This is a genomic window from Cognataquiflexum aquatile (assembly GCF_003316845.1).
GTDB classification, from domain to species: Bacteria; Bacteroidota; Bacteroidia; order Cytophagales; family Cyclobacteriaceae; genus Cognataquiflexum; species Cognataquiflexum aquatile.
The window spans coordinates 1,377,940-1,395,418 of sequence record NZ_QMIK01000001.1 but is presented as its reverse complement, the minus strand read 5'-3'; the positions used below and the strand labels follow the sequence as shown (position 1 = coordinate 1,395,418).

The 17,479-nt window shown below is 33.5% G+C and carries 14 protein-coding genes; 11 read left to right on the top strand and 3 right to left on the bottom strand.

Annotation, left to right across the window (positions count from 1 at the left end):
- Both DQW11_RS05745 and DQW11_RS05740 read right to left on the bottom strand, forming a co-directional pair.
- Window positions 1-1,026, bottom strand: a complete 1,026-nt coding sequence (locus DQW11_RS05745; protein WP_113923001.1) for a DUF354 domain-containing protein — start codon at window positions 1,024-1,026, stop codon at window positions 1-3.
- Window positions 1,027-1,076: 50 nt separating this feature from the next.
- A complete protein-coding gene (locus DQW11_RS05740; protein ID WP_113923000.1) occupies window positions 1,077-2,075 on the bottom strand; it encodes a mannose-1-phosphate guanylyltransferase in 999 nt (332 codons plus the stop codon).
- Between the two features lie 331 nt (window positions 2,076-2,406).
- Here DQW11_RS05740 and DQW11_RS05735 point away from each other — a divergent pair, with 331 nt between their 5' ends.
- From DQW11_RS05735 to DQW11_RS05690, 10 genes are all read left to right on the top strand, one after another.
- Window positions 2,407-3,513, top strand: a complete 1,107-nt coding sequence (locus DQW11_RS05735; RefSeq protein ID WP_113922999.1) for a glycosyltransferase — start codon at window positions 2,407-2,409, stop codon at window positions 3,511-3,513.
- 288 nt (window positions 3,514-3,801) lie between these two features.
- Entirely contained in the window at window positions 3,802-5,334 is a 1,533-nt protein-coding gene (locus DQW11_RS05730; RefSeq protein WP_113922998.1) for a GNAT family N-acetyltransferase, read from the top strand.
- 246 nt (window positions 5,335-5,580) lie between these two features.
- Entirely contained in the window at window positions 5,581-6,462 is an 882-nt protein-coding gene (locus DQW11_RS05725) for a polysaccharide deacetylase family protein (protein ID WP_198669846.1), read from the top strand.
- A complete protein-coding gene (locus tag DQW11_RS05720; RefSeq protein ID WP_113922996.1) occupies window positions 6,462-7,583 on the top strand; it encodes a glycosyltransferase family 4 protein in 1,122 nt (373 codons plus the stop codon). Before DQW11_RS05725 ends, DQW11_RS05720 begins: the two co-directional genes overlap by 1 nt.
- A 260-nt stretch (window positions 7,584-7,843) precedes the next feature.
- Entirely contained in the window at window positions 7,844-9,517 is a 1,674-nt protein-coding gene (locus DQW11_RS05715; RefSeq protein ID WP_113922995.1) for a GNAT family N-acetyltransferase, read from the top strand.
- A gap of 1,442 nt (window positions 9,518-10,959) precedes the next feature.
- Complete coding sequence (locus DQW11_RS05710; protein ID WP_113922994.1) at window positions 10,960-11,502, top strand: hypothetical protein; 543 nt, start codon at window positions 10,960-10,962, stop codon at window positions 11,500-11,502.
- A gap of 19 nt (window positions 11,503-11,521) precedes the next feature.
- Window positions 11,522-11,704: a hypothetical protein gene (locus DQW11_RS05705; RefSeq protein ID WP_157966042.1), complete on the top strand. Its 183-nt coding sequence runs from the start codon at window positions 11,522-11,524 to the stop codon at window positions 11,702-11,704.
- A gap of 4 nt (window positions 11,705-11,708) precedes the next feature.
- A complete protein-coding gene (locus tag DQW11_RS05700) occupies window positions 11,709-12,149 on the top strand; it encodes a DUF5675 family protein (RefSeq protein WP_113922992.1) in 441 nt (146 codons plus the stop codon).
- The gene (locus DQW11_RS05695) at window positions 12,137-12,364 is read left to right on the top strand and encodes a hypothetical protein (RefSeq protein ID WP_113922991.1); all 228 of its coding nucleotides are present in this window, start codon (window positions 12,137-12,139) and stop codon (window positions 12,362-12,364) included. The genes DQW11_RS05700 and DQW11_RS05695 overlap by 13 nt, the downstream gene beginning before the upstream one ends.
- Window positions 12,365-12,622: 258 nt before the next feature.
- Window positions 12,623-12,817, top strand: a complete 195-nt coding sequence (locus tag DQW11_RS05690; RefSeq protein ID WP_113922990.1) for a hypothetical protein — start codon at window positions 12,623-12,625, stop codon at window positions 12,815-12,817.
- Window positions 12,818-13,910: 1,093 nt separating this feature from the next.
- Here DQW11_RS05690 and DQW11_RS05680 read toward each other — a convergent pair.
- Window positions 13,911-15,305 carry an exopolysaccharide biosynthesis polyprenyl glycosylphosphotransferase gene (locus DQW11_RS05680; RefSeq protein WP_113922988.1) on the bottom strand — a complete coding sequence of 465 codons (1,395 nt, stop codon included), beginning with the start codon at window positions 15,303-15,305 and terminating at the stop codon, window positions 13,911-13,913.
- 745 nt (window positions 15,306-16,050) lie between these two features.
- On the opposite strand from DQW11_RS05680, the gene DQW11_RS05675 reads away from it, so the two are divergent.
- On the top strand, window positions 16,051-17,364 hold the full coding sequence (locus tag DQW11_RS05675) for a carotene biosynthesis protein (protein WP_232826683.1): 1,314 nt from the start codon (window positions 16,051-16,053) through the stop codon (window positions 17,362-17,364).
- Window positions 17,365-17,479 lie beyond the last annotated feature (115 nt).

Genomic DNA, 17,479 nt, shown 5'->3' with positions numbered 1-17,479 from the left:
TTAAAGTTTAATATATTGTTTGATTTTATTTTCCATAAATGTGTTCATATCATCCCATTCGTCCAATAAATTCCTCCGGATTTTTTCTTGGTTGACCAAATTAGATTCGGTTTTTAGTAATGAATTAATTGGTTCAATCGCATTTTCCAAAGGGAAATGTTTTAAAATCCCCCTATCAATGAGAAGCTGATTGGCTTTCATTTTTCTGATCCCACAATAAATACTAGGTACCCCGAGCATTGCGCCTTCTCGGGCCATACTGTCCCCTGAAGAAACTGTGAGTTTTGAATAGAATATGAGAGAATGTATATCCTCAATAGGTTCTTCCAAAAGGATCCAATTTAAAGGGAATTTATCTTTGATGGTTTTGTCTTCAAGTGAAAGTAAAAAAGGAAAGTTCTGATCGAGTTGGCTTGAAATACTGCAAACAATGGCATCCATCTGATTATAATAATTAAATGATTTATTGCTTACCTCCCTGACAAATACATAAGTGTAAGGTTTTAAGCCAAATTTATCCAAAACAGATAGGTTTGGCTTAAAATAAGAAGGACTTAAGTAACTCCATTCCTTTAAACAGTTGAACCATTCAATTTTGGATGATTTGTCTATAATTGGTGGAAAAAATAATTTAGTGGAAAGAAATTCGTTGATTTTATTGATTCCTTTTCTTTCAGGGTCATCATAAAATTGCAACAAGGGTATCCTGCATAGTTTACATGCTAACGCCATTGGGGCACTGCTTGCTGCAAGGCAAAGCCGGATTTTTTTATCCCTAATAATTTTGATAAAATCAACGGTTCTGACAACATTTCCGTTCCAAAAGATTGACCATTTTGTTCCTCTACTACTTCCAACTTTAATGCATTCAAAACCAGGATATTCTTTTTGTATTATTTTCGGGAGTTTACCCCTATCTAGGTAACAAATTATCACATTCCAACCTTGTTTTTGAAGCTTCTTGGAGATGTTTTTAAAAAGATTTAATTGGGCGGGATGCTTTATGTCGATTAAAATATTTTTCATATTAATAAAAAGCTAATTAAGGTGGCGCAATGATGATCGGATAAAAATTATCAGGAAACAAGATTAGGATTTTCCTTTTCAAGTTTTTCAAAGACCTGTTTTATTTTTTGAGATTCATTTTTGTTTAAAATTAACATCGCATCATCAGTATAAATTAATATGGTATCCCGTAAACCCACAAATTCTGTGTGGATATTGAGACCTATTGCCATGTTTCCATGTTGGTCGGTAGGATGTCCCGTGGATTTGAGGAAATCATAAATTGATTCAAATGAACCCATATCAGACCATTCAAATTCTGATTGGATTACTTTTATTTTTTTTGTTTTTTCCATTACGGCATAATCGACTGAAATAGAAGGAATCTCCATCGTTTCTTTTTCCGGTAAAAAAATATTTTCCTTTTTGCGAAAAGCAGAAAGGGAAGTTTCAAACACTTTTGGAGCATGAATTTTCAATTCTTCTAAAAATACAGATGCTTTAAAACAAAACATACCGGAATTCCATAGAAAGTTTCCCGACTTTATAAAATTGGATGCGGTATCAAAATCAGGCTTTTCACGAAAACTGACTACATTTTCACCTTGAAATTCAATATAACCATATCCGGTTTCAATCTTAGAAGGAGAAATTCCAAAAGTTACTAAATGCCCTTCTTTTGCTAGTTTTATGGCTCTTTTGACATTTTTTAAATATTCTGTTTTATTTTCTATCAAGTGATCTGAAGGCGTAACAAATAAAATATTTTCCGGTTCGGTCGAAAAAGCAGCAAATGCTATAGCAGCTGCTGTGTTTCTGGGATAAGCTTCAACCACCTCATTATAAGCATGAATACCTAATGACAACAGATCTGTTTTTGACAATGTATGGTTAGCTTTATTTCCAACAATGGTGACTTGATCACAAAACCCAATATTTCTAAAAACAGTCTTTTGGAATAGGCTTTGCTCACCAAAAATTGGAATGTATTGTTTCGGCCTTGATTTCCTCGAAAGCGGCCAGAGTCTACTTCCTACTCCGCCTGATAGAATTACATTTACTACTTTCATGAGATAGATAATTTATAACCAAATTGAATATATGAGTACAAAAATAACACAAAAAACAAAAATTATAATACAAAATACAAAAATATATATTTAAATAGATTTTTATTTAATTTTTTTATCCAAAATTATAGTTTGAATTGGGATAATAATCCAAAAATAAAATATTTCTTTGAAAATGTATCTTACTTTTGATTCTAATTATTTGAATATAGGGTTTGCAATGTGAAACAATTTTCAGAATATTTACTTCTGATTCTTTAATTGCCGCATATTTTGGGAAAAGTTAAAAGCAGGAAATATCAGACTTAATAATAAATTCGAATAATTTTATATGAATTCTAAAAAAATTACAATACTATTTTTTATAGGTTCTTTAACCTCAGGAGGTAAGGAAAGGAGATTGCTTGAGCTCATCACTTATATGGGTAAAAATGACATCTATAGGTTGGTTTTGGTGACAAAAAAAACTGAAATATATTTCGAAAATTTTAAATCCCTAAATATAGAATGGTTACAAATGGAAAGTGAAAGAATTGGGTTAAGGACTTTTTGGGATTTTTTCGAAATTGCAAAAAGAATAAAACCGGATATTATACATACGTGGGGTAATATTCAGACTTTTATAACTTTACCTTATGTAATTAAATTCCGCAAGGTCAAATTGGTTAATAGCCAAATCACTTCTGCACCTCCGAAAATTTTTTTAAAAGAAAAAATTGTTTCAAATATTAATTTTTTGTTTTCTGATATCATTTTATCCAATTCATTTGCCGGTCTGGAGGCTTACGGTCCACCAAAAACAAAGAGTAAGGTGATATTCAATGGGGTAAATCTTAACCGTTTTCAAAATTTGGTTTCAGTTGAGGAAACTAGAAAAAGATACGGTTTAGATAAGAAATTTACCCTAGTCATGGTTGCCTCTTTTTCGGCTAATAAAGATTATCTACGGTTTTTTAAAATTGGCATTGCACTTGGAAATCTAAGAAATGATGTAAAATTGATAGGGATAGGATTCTTCAAGGGTGGGGGAGAAGGTTTATTTGAAGAATGTGAAAAATTGACGAAAGGTTTTCCACATCTTGTACCAATGGCAGGAACTACTCATGTGGAGTCTCTAATAAATGTATCGGATATAGGGATGTTATTTTCTCCAAATGGGGAAGGTTTATCCAATTCGATATTGGAATATATGGCTCTAGGGAAGCCGGTGATTGCGAATGATGCCGGTGGAACAAAGGAAATTGTTCAAAACGGAATAAACGGGTACTTGGTAAATGAGGAATCAGAGGAGGAAATTGCACAATTGATCGACGGTCTTTTGAATGACCCTAAGAAAATGGAAGCTATGGGTAAAATGTCTAAAGAGCGAATATTTAAAGATTTCTCATTAGACCAAATGGGAATAGGTTTTGAAGAAGTTTATCATGGATTGCTCTGATCATTTAATAACTTGACATATTTTATTTTCGGAATTGAAAGATTTAGAAAGTTTCTTTTTGGAGCAGATTCAACAAATCTTTAAACAATTATAATATTTAAATTACATTAAAATAGTAGCACTTTGTAATCGTAAATTATCATTTCAAATTGAAAAGATTTTGTTTGTATCTATAAGGTGAAAAATGTGGTGCTGTTTATTTGCTCTAAAAATCCCTAATTGCCAAAGAAATAGTTTGTTCATCATCTCGCTAAACACCTAAATATTTTTCTTTAATTTACTGTTGAAATGACAAATGTTGAAATCCACAATAATCATAAAGTGATGTTCTTAGAGGGAGATGCCTGCTTTGAATATTTAAGTAGTTCTGATTTGGTTAAAGAATGGAAAGAACTGATGGATAAATCACCTGACTCCTCCGTTTTTCAGTCTCCCGAATTTGTCGTACCATGGTTTAAAGAAAATAAAAATGAATTTTCCCCATTGATATTATTATTGTATTCAAGGGGCACTTTGGTAGGTCTGTTGTCACTAGCTAGAAAAATCAATGTTTCTACAGGTAAGCTGTCTAAACATTTGGTTGGTGCAGGACATTTCTATGCATTATATCAAACATGGTTGGTGGTAGATGGTTATGAAACCACTTTTTGGGAAAAAGGGGTATTAGGATTGATGAAACATATCCCAGGATGCGAAATCAATCTAAAATCCTTAACAAATTTAAAATCTTACAAAGCAATAGCCCCTAATGATAAAGTTTCGAAATACAGTGTAATTGAAAAATACCATAATCCAATATTAGGGTTTAACTTCGATGATTTTCAAAAAATAATTAATAAACGACATTTCAAAGCTAAGTTCAACAGAGTCAAAAAATCTGGAGACCTTAAATTTGAACTTTTAAATTCTGTGGACAGGTTACAATTTGCCTTGGACCAAATTGAAGTATTTCACAACATAAGGCAAGGAGCAGCATTTAATAAAACCCCATTTCCTTTGGATAAAGAGGAAAGAAAAATTTTTATAGAATGGTTTAAAAATGGACTCCTTCATGCCACAGTACTCTATTTGGATGAAAAGTTGATTGGTGCGGTCATAATGATCAAAGATGGGAAGCACACAGTTCATTTGGCAGGCCTGATCACATATTCCCCTTTCCACGGGAAGTTTTCACCTGGATTGGTTCATTTGTATTTACTTGTTTTAAGTTTAAAAGAGGAAGGTTTTCAATTCCTAAAGCTATCTCCCGGATATGATTCTTATAAAGAAAGATTTTCGAATGAGAATGAAGAATTGTTTGAATTGTTAATTTCCAAAAATAAAATCTCCCTACTCAAAAGGAAATTCAGGATTATTATTAGAAATGTTTTACTTACTAAAGGCATTAGGCCAATGGATGTAAGTGTTTGGATAGATAAAAAACAAGCATCATTGAAAAACAAATGGTATAGGATTAAAAAAGGTAACGCTTATAAAGATGTTGATTGGAAGGTCATTTTGGAGAAGATCGATCCGGCCAATGAAATAAAAATAAAAAATAACCTAGACTTTAGAGTATTAGACATTTCTCAGTTGTTATTGGTGGATGACTGTACGTTCGAGATAAGCAGATGGGAATTCTTGCAGGATGCTTTGAAGCGTTTGGAGGAGAATCAATTGTTTTATACAATGACAGATAAGAATAGGTTAATCTTGTGTATTTGGATGGAGAATTCAGAAAGCTTTTCCAAAGTAATAGATACTTTTGAATTACCTTTCTATCCTAAAAAAGTTTTTGCAGCATTAGATCTTGATTTTAATAAAATTCAATTTTGGAAATAGAATTTAGCTTTGCATTTAGGTTTGCAAAAAATTATACTTTTTCTCAATCAAAAGAAACTTTATTTGATTTTTATAAATATTTTTGAACAGATTTACCCAATTTACTTATTGTGATTATTTTTATTATTTTAATAGAAATACGTTCTGTTTCAGATTGAACAATTTAAAAATACAATTTCCTAAGTTTTAATTATGAAATTTAAAAACACTGTCATAAACTTCCATGTAATTAAAAATTCAGATTGGATGGAACGTATTTTTATTTTACTCAAAAAACATTATAATTTCGTTTCACTTTCTCAACTCGAGAATTTCTACTTTAGAGGTTTAGAACTTAAGAATGCCTGCCATATTACAGTAGATGATGGCGATTTAAGTGTTTATACCCATTTATTTCCGATAATAAAAAAATATAAGATTCCCATTTCAATTTATGTTTCACCCCTGTGTGTCAAAACAGATAGCAATTTTTGGTTTCAAGAAATAGTTGGTTATGATTTTCAAAAGTTATTTGAGCATTATTCAAAAATTTATGGCAGCACATTACAATTCGAAGGAAAGCACCATCTTTATGCAGTTTTGAAACAATTGCCTATAAAAGAATTGATAAATCTTATTGATTCTTTTAGGTTGTCACAAGGTATTGAACCAAAACCTCGAATGGGGCTAAATTTAGAACAGTTATTAGAATTGAAAGCATCAGGTCTTGTGGAAATAGGTGCCCATACTTACAATCACCCAATTTTGGCTAATGAAGATATGAATACAGTTGTGTTTGAAATAAAGGATTGTATTTTGGAGTTAGAGGATATGATTGGTGAAAAAGTAAAATGGTTTGCATATCCTAATGGTGTACCTATCCTGGACTTTTCCAAACGCGAAATGGAATTACTAAAAGAATGTGGAATTAGTTTGGCCTTTTCAACAGAAAACAAAAGGTTTTCGATGGAAGATAATCCCTTAAGTGTTCCTAGAACAGGAATTTCAAAAGGAAACCTTTCTTTTATTTATCTAAAATTGCTTTTTGGAAGCGGTTGGGATATATTGAAAGAATTATTTAATTCAAATAAAGAAATTAAGATTAGAAAAAAAAATTTTCAGAAAGGAAAAAGGCTTAATCTTTCATAATGAATTCAAATGGACTTAAAGTACTTGTTTTCGTTCCCCATTTTTTCAAACAGGGGGGGGTTGCCTTGTTTTATAAATCATTACGGCCATTTTTCGGATCAAACTTCAAATATTTTTTCAGGGGGAATAGATCCTCTAACAATGAAAATTGGGCAATTTTCAATTATTTCATTGATTATATAAAGTTTTTAATTCATTTATTATTTCACAAAACTGATTTTATTTTGATCAATACTTCCTTGGCCAAATCCGGCTGTAGTAGAGATGCAGTTTTTATTTACATACTTAAGCTATTTCATAAAGATTTTATGGTTTTTTTTCATGGTTGGAATAAGGACTATGAGCAAAGGATTGAAACAAACAAAGGGTTTAATAAATTTCCTTTAAACCAGTTTAAAAAAGCCTCATCGGTGATTGTATTGGCAAAAGATTTTAAATCAAAATTGGAGTCTTGGGGATTTGATCAAAAAATATACTTGGAGAAAACAGTTGTGGAAAATAACTTGATAGAAGGCTATGTTAATCCTACAAAAAAATTTCTGGATGAATCTATTTTCACTTTTATTTTTTTAGCGAGAGTAGAAAAGGCAAAAGGTATTATTGAAGCACTTAAGATTTTTAGGCAAATTCAACTTATTAACCCAAGCAAAAAAATGCAATTTAAGATAGGGGGAGAAGGTAGTTTTCTCAAACTTGCTAAGGATTTCGTGGCGATGAATAATATTCATAATGTTCATTTTTTAGGTCATGTAGAGGGTCTTGAAAAGAGGCTTCTTTTGGAGGAAGGTCACTTTCTCCTTTTTCCATCCTATTCTGAGGGAATGCCATTGTCAGTTTTAGAGGCAATGGCATTTGGGATTCCCTGCATGGTTACAGCTGTTGGAGGCTTAAAAGATTTTTTTGTTGACAAAGAAATGGGTGTATTACTTGAAGATCTGGATATAACAAAGGCCGTCGATAATGTGAATGCGATCATTAACGACCAAAATTGGTTAATCGAAATTTCAAATAAGAATTACCATTTTGCCCAGGAAAATTTTCTTGCCTCCCATGTCGCAGAATCATTAAAGGAACTTATTGTTGACGTTTACAAAATGAAAAGTAATGCTCCGAAATTTTAATGGGCGATCTTTTGTTAAACCAATTATTTTAAAAAGATTCTATTGAGTAAACTGGCATAAACTCAAAATTTCAGCTGAAATTAATCTTGGTGAAAAGACCTGAATTTTAAATAAAAATAAATAATCACACTAAGCACGCCTTTTTTTTAGGTCAAGGTAGTATGCCAGTTTTGAAATTTAAAATGCCAATTATTTTTTTACCTTAATTTTGGGAATCCATGTTTGTGGAAATATAGATTAAAATTAACCATCAAAACCTGATGAACAATTACAGTTTACATTTGCCTTTGCAATCTCGCACTTTAATTCTAAATGAGGATTTCTTGAAGGCATGGGATGAATTACATTCTTTCTGCCCTTGGGCTACAATTTTTCAATCAAAAGATTTTGTTTTGACATGGTTTCAATGTTTTACAGGCCACGAACCTACCATAATTTGTGATTGGGATGGTAAATCCATAACAGGACTATGGGTTTTGACTGAATCAAATGGAAGATTTACTGGTCCTGGATTGGATTTAGCAGAGTACCAAGTGTGGTTATCCACTCCTCAAAGGCATAATGATTTCGTGGAATCCGCTTTGAAAGAATTTCAAAAGACTTTTCCATCTAAATCCATTTACATGAAATATGTCCCTGGAACTACACCTCTTGATGCCTTCAAAACAAGCAGCTTTCTTAAGCATCATTCATTTTTTAGACATTACATTCATCCCATCATGCAAACGGATAAAGTAAGCCTTCAACTTGAACTTAAAAAGAAAAATAGAAAAGAGAAAATTAATCGTTTAAATAGGATAGGAGATTTGCGTTTTTCAAGAATAACTGATTTTAAGCAATTTGAATTATTGATTGATGAAATGGCATTGCAAAGTGATTTTCGGAAGGGTGCCCTTTACAACAAAACTTTCTTTTTTAATGAACCTAATAGAAAGGACTTTTTACTTCGATTATTTGATTTGGGGCATGTTCATGTAACTTCCCTGTCAGTTGACAACATACTTATCGCATCCAATGTTGGGATTATGGGTACAGATATCGTTCACCTTCAAGGAATAAACTGCCATTCTCCTTTCTATTCTAAATATTCACCTGGAATCTTACATTTTTTAATGTTAGGGATAGAATTAAGTGATGCAAACATCCCCTATTTCGACTTGACCCCCGGAGGGGCAGATGGTTATAAATCGATTTTAGCTAACAAACAAGGAGATGCGTTTGAATCGTGGTTTGGCCCCAAAACCTTTGTTTGGGAGGTGAAACTCAAGGAAAGTTTTAAGCAAAAAGTAAAAAAAGGATTGGAGAAACAATCTAAAACGGGCTTGAATTGGAAAAAAATATTAGATGCTTATCTTGATTGGAAAAATTATTTCCTGGGTTTTAAAAATAAAATATTGAATATCCAAAAACCATTTACCACCTATTTCTTAGGTTCAACATCCGCCTGTATAAGACTTAAAGGATTAGATATTTTAAGGCCATATCTCGATGAAAGCTTAACTGAAAATGAGACATTGAGGAATCCTATACTCCGCAACAACAAAATTTTGGACCTTTTCTCTTGGGACGAAAAAGTAACCGGAATACCTAGATCATCTTTGTTTTTGGATTGTCTTAGCAGAATTGAATTTGGGCAACAAATGTATACATTAACACAAGACAATGAACTATTTGGAGTTGTTTGGATAATCCCCATTGAAGCCAAAAGAAATGCTGATGAAGAAAGGAACATAACAGGTGAAAAACAATACGTTTTATTATGTTCTTGTTATGAATTAGGCAGAGAAGAGGAATTATTAAAAATGTTATCCAATGTTTATAGAAAATCAATTCCACAAGAATACCAATCAAACTGTATTTTCGAATTAGCAGATAATCAAAAAAAACTATTGAATTATATTAAAAATAAAAAAACTCGTTTTTCTAAGGTATAAAGTAGAAATACATGTTGAGGTAGTTTTATACCGGCTTTCTGTCAAAAAACCAAGATCATAGGTTTTAAGATTAATTTAAAGTTTTGAAGCCAGCAGAAAGTGATTGATTGTCCACTTTAATTTCCTCCGTATTTTTATATACAAAATAGGAAGGGATGATGTATATCATCTTAAGAATTGTACATTTTAGAATATATAAATAAAAAAGATTCAAATTTTTTGTTTTTCTCATTTGGAGACTAATATTCGAATTAAATAATAAGTAAAATTATTTCAAACATAACAATCACATTCTATTGTTCAACTCCAAATAGTATCTGAATGGGATATCTAACAAAAAATAATATAATGGTGATGTATAACTACTTCAAGTACCCTATTTTTTTGAAGATAATAATTTTTTCAACTTTTAATATGATTTTTCATAGCTGTTAAAAGGAAAAACAAAAAGCAGGTATAAAACCAATTACAACCTTTTCAAATCTCATTTTTACTGTAGGTAGCCAGATTTTCAGGTATAAATATTATTATCTTATACATAAGTTTACAGTTATGTACTAAAGCCTTTAATTAACTATCATGATAAGAGCAACGCCACCATAATAATGGAAAAGGGGATAGGAACCTGCTTCGGATGATCTGAAACCGGGATTTCTACAAATATCTTGGCCGTTTCCTTTTTCAAATGGACCAAAACAAGTTGAAAAAAAAGTCATTTTTTAATAACCACTTTATGGAATCATATAAAGTAGGGAAGGGAGCCATCATCTCTAATGTATCCTTTCCGATTGAAGAGTACATTGACCTAATGCCATTTTTTTAATGTCAAGAGCTGCCGTAAAACTGAAAAGCTCAAAGGATTCGATCAAATTAAAACCCAAAGAATATACCTCTTCTTATGTACTTAAGGAAAGTTCCAAAAATAGCAGGAAGAGGGTGTTTGCAGGAGATTATTCAGAGCAAATTCTTCTCCGTTTTCTTTTATAGTCAAAATTTAATAAATTAAACATTGACACAGTTAATTGAACACTCCCAACCAGACAACCTGAAAACCCGACAACCATTACAACAATTATAACCAGTACAAATCCCAATCTTCCACCCTTCTAAACACTCGTCCCCCGTCTTTCAACCTTTGTTCTTCCCATCCCCATTTTTCCATTCTGAATTCATCAATCTTCATTTTCACAATAAAATTTCCCTTCTTCCCTTCCGAAAACCTGAGAACCCGAAAACCCAACAACCACTACAACAATTACAACCTTTCCCACCTTCCACCTTGAAAACTCGAAAACATGACAACCCGAACCAGACATTTTCTATCCTAAAACCCATCCCTTTTTTCCTTACTTTCCTTTTTTTTTCGTATAGTACACTTTCGTTATGATTTGAGCAGGCTTAGTTTCAGTTTTGAGTATGTTTCACATAAACCATAACACAAAATGGCAAGACAATCCAGTTTCTTAAAATTAGAAGGTACCATAGGAGATGTTACCTTTTACAAAGGTGCAAACGGTTCCTTTGCAAGACAAAAAGGAGGAATCAGCAAATCTAGGATCCTCAATGATCCCAATTTCCAAAGGACCCGTGAAAACCTCGCTGAATTTGCAAAGGCTGCGGCAGCCTCACAGCTTTTGAAAATTGCCTTCAGGGAAATCACCCTCAGGTCAAGGGACCTCAGAACCCACAACAGGCTCTATGCCCTTGCAATGAAAGTGATCAAATCCGACCTCGTAAGCCCGAGAGGGGAGAGAGAATTCGCTTTGGGTGACCTTAACCTGATCAATGGCTTCCACTTCAACGTCAACTCTCTTTGGGGTACAGCGGTGTTTGTCCAGCATATCCAGGTGACTACACCGACTGACCTTAGCGTGGCATTTTCTGAGTTTATTCCGGGTACTAAACAGGCGAAACCCATGGGAGCTTCACATGCCAGGATGTTTTTGGTAGGTACTGCGATGAATCTGGCAGAGGGTACCTTATGAGACCAACTTGGTTTCATCTGTGGATATTGAAATCAACCAGCAGCCTTTGGCCGGGTTTCAGGTTTCCATCCCGAAGATTATCATTGCCGGGACCACACAGGTCTATGCGATTGGTGTGGAGTATATGCAGGAGGTCAATGGAGGGATTTATCCGTTGAATGACAAGACCCACAATTCGGCAAAAATCATCTTTATCGAATAGGACCATGCTGCTACACCTCGAACGCGAATATTGGCCAGGTGGAACCAATGGAACCATCAGGATCGATGGATTCAAAATTTGCCATACCGTTGAATCTGCATGGCGGAGAAACAACCCTGATTCATGCTTTCCCGAAGGGGCTTACCCTTTGGAAAGGGAATATTCTGAAGAACACGGTTGGCACCTTGTAATAAGGGAGGTTTCAGGCAGGGGATTGGTCAGAATCCTGCCGCAGGCTCCGAAAGTTGGCGCTGCTACCACAATCACCCCGGTTTCTAAAACCCTCGGAGAAGGAAGGGGTTCACAGTCCCGCTATGCTTTTGAAAAGTTCAAAGAGTTGGTTTACTCCATCATGGACCAGAAAGAGGTTGTTATCCTTGAAATCAGAAGCTTTCCCGATGCAGCTTTAAACCTTGTCCAGTTTGAACTCTCATGGATGGATTAGAGATGCAGCCGATGATGGAAGGGGTCATCTCCCTTTTACTCACCATCATCACCTACCACCTGAGTTCCATTTCCCAAGAAATGAAGCAGTTCAAGAAGGATTACAGCGAACTGAGAAACACCTGCAACGGGCTGATTTCTGAGCAGGTATCCATCCGGACCAAATTGGATGGGTTGATGAAAAAAACCAAAAGGAAACCGGAATTACCGGATTGAATTACTTCATTTAAAATTAATCAGGGGTCAAAGTGATCCCTGATTTTTTAGACAGTCAACTATAGATGTCTAAAATATTTTGAAAAACATTTGTGTTAAAATAAAATTAAACTTATGTTAACATTAGTTTACGTAAATAACAACGTGGAATGACCTAATCACCCACAGATTTTTGGGTCACTAACCTTATGCTACCGGACGGGCCTATCAGACTTCCCTTCCCCGGTTTTTGTAACTTATGTCTGAACCAACATGAGTATGGCAAAAAGAGAACGCAGTTTCATTTATGCAAAGGATATCATGAAAATTACAGGAAGAAGCAAAACATACGCTTATAGTTTGCTCAAGAAGATTAAGGCTTTTTTCAGTAAAGATGACCACCAGTTGGTCACTATAGATGAATACGCCCGCTTCCATGGTATACCAGTAGAAAAAGTGATGGAATACCTGTAAGCAAAAAAGGTAGGCGATTTGTCTCCACACTTTTGGTTTAGGTTTCTTTCACCCTGCCGGATAGCAAACCTGTTTTCTTCTGGCCATTAGCCTTTTTAGGTTTTCAGTGTTTCTTTATTCAGGTCTACTTAATTCCCGATCTAGGAACGTTAATAAATATGAGGGTTCCGACTTCCCGCAGTAAAAAGTTAGTGATGGTAAGGACAGCATTCACTAAGGATTCTGATGGAAGATTTGCTTCTAGACTGCACAATCTTTAGGATTCCATGAATCGGTTTCATTTGAAAATTGTCTGGAATTCTAATCACTTTCTATTTCATTTTTTTAGGAAAATTCATGAAACAAACAGAATTTAAAAAGAAAAAAAATGTCCAATACGGAAGGAGGAGGGATCAACACAGGAATCATTAAGGCAATTCTGAGAAAACCAACGTCTCACCTTTTGTTTTGGGGCACTTTGTTGCTCCTAGATTTCCTGCTGGTTTCTTTGATGTCACTGCCTAAGCACGGATTGCTTCGAAATATAACAAACCTTTCAGTCTGGGTTATTTTCTTCTACGCATCCATTGAGCTCCTGTTTTAGTGGCAAACTTTTGCTGTTAATTTTACCAATCATCGATGTCTAAATAAGAGAGGGATGATTTTTCTATGGTAGAACAAGACAATGCTTCAATTTCTTTTTTTCTTTACTATTTTATCCAATTTATTGCATACACACATTTTTTTATAAAAATTTCTGAATGAAAGTGAAACGGATAATTTAAAAACCCGGTAGAAGGACGATAATTCCAAACATAGGGAAAGCAGGATAGAGTTTTTTGTAAAGTTAAGGAATTAAAAATTGGATTTTATTTTACAAAAAGAAAAATGGGTCTTCAAGAAAGGAGATATCTCCTGCCTTTCAAAAGATAGGTTTTTTTCGAATCCAGTCCAATGTTGATAAGGGAAAAGTAATTAGCTAATTTTTTCCTAGAGATCTCTCGCACTTAAATTTTGGAATTGATACTCAACTTGTGCCTTTAATAATTAAAACCAAAAAGGTTACCCCTAACTTGGGTAACCTTTTGGATTATATTATTAAATAATGTAGGGCTTAAAATGCTTCCTCGTGCGTCTTCTTACCAAAAACTGTCAACCAAATGATCTTTATATCCAACCACAAGGTCCATTTTTTTAGGTATTCCAAATCATGGGAAGTTCTTTGTTTCTTTTGTTCTTCTGTTTCCATGGGACCTCTCCATCCGTTAACTTGTGCCCATCCTGTGATTCCAGGCTTATAATAATGCCTTACCATGTATTTGTCTTCAGTCTCCTGCAAGACTTGGTTAAGGAAGGTCCTGTGCGGACGTGGTCCTACAACACTCATTTCTCCTGTCAATACATTGATAAACTGAGGTAATTCGTCAAGGCTATATTTTCTAAGAATCTTACCAATTTTGGTTATTCTTGGATCATCCTTCACGGTAGATTGGGTTCCACCGACAACACTGTCATTGCTGTTCATAGACCTGAACTTGTATACTTTGAAAGGTTTACCGCCTTTTCCTATTCGCACAGGAGTGTAGAATACAGGTCCCGGAGAATCAAGCTTGATCAATAATCCGATTACAAAGAATACAGGAGAAAGGAACAATAGTACTGCAGATGCAAAGATGATATCGAATATGTTTTTCAAAAGGTTAGGGAACCAGTTATCCAAAGGTAGTTGGCGTATGTTGACCAATTGAAGGTCTCCAAATTGATAGGTTTTGAAATTTTCTCCAAAAATACCTTGATAGTCAGGAACGAACCTGATCCTCGTACCATGGTAATCAGCTATTTCAACAATGGATTTTATTTTATCCAGTTCATTGTAGGGCAATGCAATGATAATTTCATCAGCAAAGTTGTATTTTAGATAGTCTTTCAATCCATCCAAAGTCGAAACCACCCGCTCATTTTTTGATGTTAACTTTGCTTCCGGATTGCAATCAATGAAGCCCTGAACTGCAAACTTTGCGTAGGAATTTGATTCCAAAAATCCAGCAACTTTATTTGCCAATTGGCCTGAACCTGCAATTAAGGTAGTGCTCATCTTGGAACGTCTTTCTTTTATTGGCGCTGAAAGTCTAATCACTAGCGAATTTGTGATAATTCCCAAAGAAGGAATCCCTGCTAAGATTGCCATCAATAAATTCCGGACATCTTTAGGAAAAGAAAATACAAGATAAAGAATGCCTATTATGCCGGCGAGTATGAAGTAAGTCTTAAAATATTTACTCATACGGGACTTGTAAAAACTGCTCCCAGTCCAATCTACATATAGTTTATTGGAATAACCGATCACAAGCCATAGGGAGATCAATGCAATTAAAAACACAACTTCCATCCTTTGGAAATTGAGGTCATTGATTCTGTAAAAGTACAAAGAAATAAAGAATGCAATACTTAAGCTGATCACGTCCCAGAAAACAAGGATAGGAACGTTTGATTTTTGGTGATTTGTCATAGCCTTTAAAAATTTAATAATAAAGAAGAATAATAGTGTTTTACTAATTGAGTAAGTGACTAATTTGTCGTTAAGTTATTTTAGGCTTTTTAATCGGCATCAAATATACATAAAATTGTATTTCAATTCCATTAATTTCCTTTTAAATAAATTTTTCCTTTTGGTTAACTTTTATTTGATTGATGATTCAAATATAGAACCGTAAATTTAAAAAAAAAAATAAAATGCATAAAAAATTATTTGAAAAGCAAAAAAATACATTGGAAAAGATTTAGTTTCTGTTGTTAATTCAATTTTTTTTAAAAAATAATTGATGAAAAACAATCAATAACACAAAAAAATAGCCTTAAAATCAATTAAAAATAAATAATGCAGTAAAAAATATGATTAAAATTATACATAAATTTTGATTTTCATTCTTGTTTAATTTTTTTCATTTTCTATTTTTTTTCTGGTCTCATTACCCAATTATTAAAATTTTGCCTTCAAAAATTCAAATGACCAATCTTACATAATTATAGAAAGACTGTTTATCTTCACCACTAACGCTCCTGTCCAGCTTAAAAAGTCAAATAATGTCATTATTTATTTTGAGTTTAAAATCTCTCCGGATTGGATATTTGGGTTAATAGAGTACATTCTATATAAAAAATCAAGTGATTTTAAAGGTGTTCGTTTTTCCAAAATTCGAAATTTTGGGAATTAAGAAGATTTTATTTAAAACCAATGATCAACATCCACTATTTTGAAAATTTACATTTACTTCATTGTTTATTCCTTGCTACTTTTTCTTTTGGGATATTGGATTCCTAGAGAAGAGTTTTTTCTGACTTTCCTATTTTTTGGACTTTGCTTCTTGTTATACCTATTTATTTGCCTTGATTTTGAATTCAGACAGTTTTCTTTAAAATGGGGCTTATTGCTCGCATTGCTTTTGAGACTAGTATTGATTGTATCCATACCCGTACTTTCAGACGATTTTTATAGATACTTTTTTGATGGCCAATTATTAAAGTTTGGTTTGAACCCATTTTTATCAACTCCGCATGAGATATCGAACAGTTTGGATTTAGGACCAAAACCCTATTGGGATTACCTATATGAAAAAATGAATTCTCCCCATTATTACTCCATCTATCCTCCGTTACACCAGTTTTTCTTTTTTATGGCTTCGGTGACAGGGGAAAACTTGCTGATAAACATTGTTTTCCTTCGGAGTTTCATTATTGGGTTTGATTTTTTAAATATCTATCTGCTATACAGAATCCTAATTCTTGTAAACCAACCAATTTCGAAAATTTGGATTTATGCATTCAATCCGCTATTAATTCTCGAGCTAACCGGCAATCTTCATTTCGAAGGAATTGTTTTAACCGGGATTTTGGCTTCAATATTTTTTTGGATCAAAAAGAAGCCTCTACAGTCTGCATTTGGTTGGTCTTGGGCAATTGGTATCAAACTGACGCCTTTGATGTTGGGCCCGTTGTTCATTCTTTCATGGAAAAAGGATAAATGGATGGCATACCTTTTTTTTTCTGCCCTAATGATAGGTCTTATATTTTCACCTCTTATGATTTCGGATGGAATTCAAAATTTTTGGCAAAGTGCCAGGTTGTTTCAAAGCAGCTTTGAATTCAATGGATCTATATATAATGTCGTAAAATGGGTTTCAGGTTTTTTTGTGGGCTACAATCCCATAGCCTACGTAGGACCATCGCTCAATTTGCTTGCCTTTTTTGCTATAGTTTTTTACAGTTCAAAAATTGAAATCCAGAATTATGAAAAGTTATTGATGGGAATTGTACATATATACCTTATATACCTGTTATCACAGAATGTTGTCCATCCTTGGTATATTATTCCTGCATTTGGGATAAGTGTCTTGACAAAAAGCAAGATTTTTTTGGTTTGGACAGGTTTAGTATTCCTATCATACAATGCCTATTCGGACCCTGAGGTAAAAGAAAGCGTCATTCTTTTATTTGTAGAATACGGGACATTGTTAATTTTTATTTTGAAAGAAATCACAACAAATCCTTTTGGCCGAAAAGTAAGATAACCTTTACAGAGTTTTTCCGTCATGCCATTTTTTGTTTATCTCTGATTTACAGACTATTAATCCGAAGTTTTTTGTTTGGAAAACACTTTAGAATATTTAGAAATTTTCTTTCCCC

Bases quoted from the DNA above. Each gene is read 5' to 3' on its own strand.
- DQW11_RS05725 (WP_198669846.1), top strand. From the start codon at position 5,581: ATGGAACGTATTTTTATTTTACTCAAAAAACATTATAATTTCGTTTCA.
- DQW11_RS05730 (WP_113922998.1), top strand. From the start codon at position 3,802: ATGACAAATGTTGAAATCCACAATAATCATAAAGTGATGTTCTTAGAG.
- DQW11_RS05700 (WP_113922992.1), top strand. From the start codon at position 11,709: ATGCTGCTACACCTCGAACGCGAATATTGGCCAGGTGGAACCAATGGA.
- DQW11_RS05715 (WP_113922995.1), top strand. From the start codon at position 7,844: ATGAACAATTACAGTTTACATTTGCCTTTGCAATCTCGCACTTTAATT.
- DQW11_RS05740 (WP_113923000.1), bottom strand. From the start codon at position 2,075: ATGAAAGTAGTAAATGTAATTCTATCAGGCGGAGTAGGAAGTAGACTC.
- DQW11_RS05745 (WP_113923001.1), bottom strand. From the start codon at position 1,026: ATGAAAAATATTTTAATCGACATAAAGCATCCCGCCCAATTAAATCTT.
- DQW11_RS05720 (WP_113922996.1), top strand. From the start codon at position 6,462: ATGAATTCAAATGGACTTAAAGTACTTGTTTTCGTTCCCCATTTTTTC.
- DQW11_RS05690 (WP_113922990.1), top strand. From the start codon at position 12,623: ATGGCAAAAAGAGAACGCAGTTTCATTTATGCAAAGGATATCATGAAA.
- DQW11_RS05710 (WP_113922994.1), top strand. From the start codon at position 10,960: ATGGCAAGACAATCCAGTTTCTTAAAATTAGAAGGTACCATAGGAGAT.
- DQW11_RS05735 (WP_113922999.1), top strand. From the start codon at position 2,407: ATGAATTCTAAAAAAATTACAATACTATTTTTTATAGGTTCTTTAACC.
- DQW11_RS05680 (WP_113922988.1), bottom strand. From the start codon at position 15,305: ATGACAAATCACCAAAAATCAAACGTTCCTATCCTTGTTTTCTGGGAC.
- DQW11_RS05695 (WP_113922991.1), top strand. From the start codon at position 12,137: ATGGATGGATTAGAGATGCAGCCGATGATGGAAGGGGTCATCTCCCTT.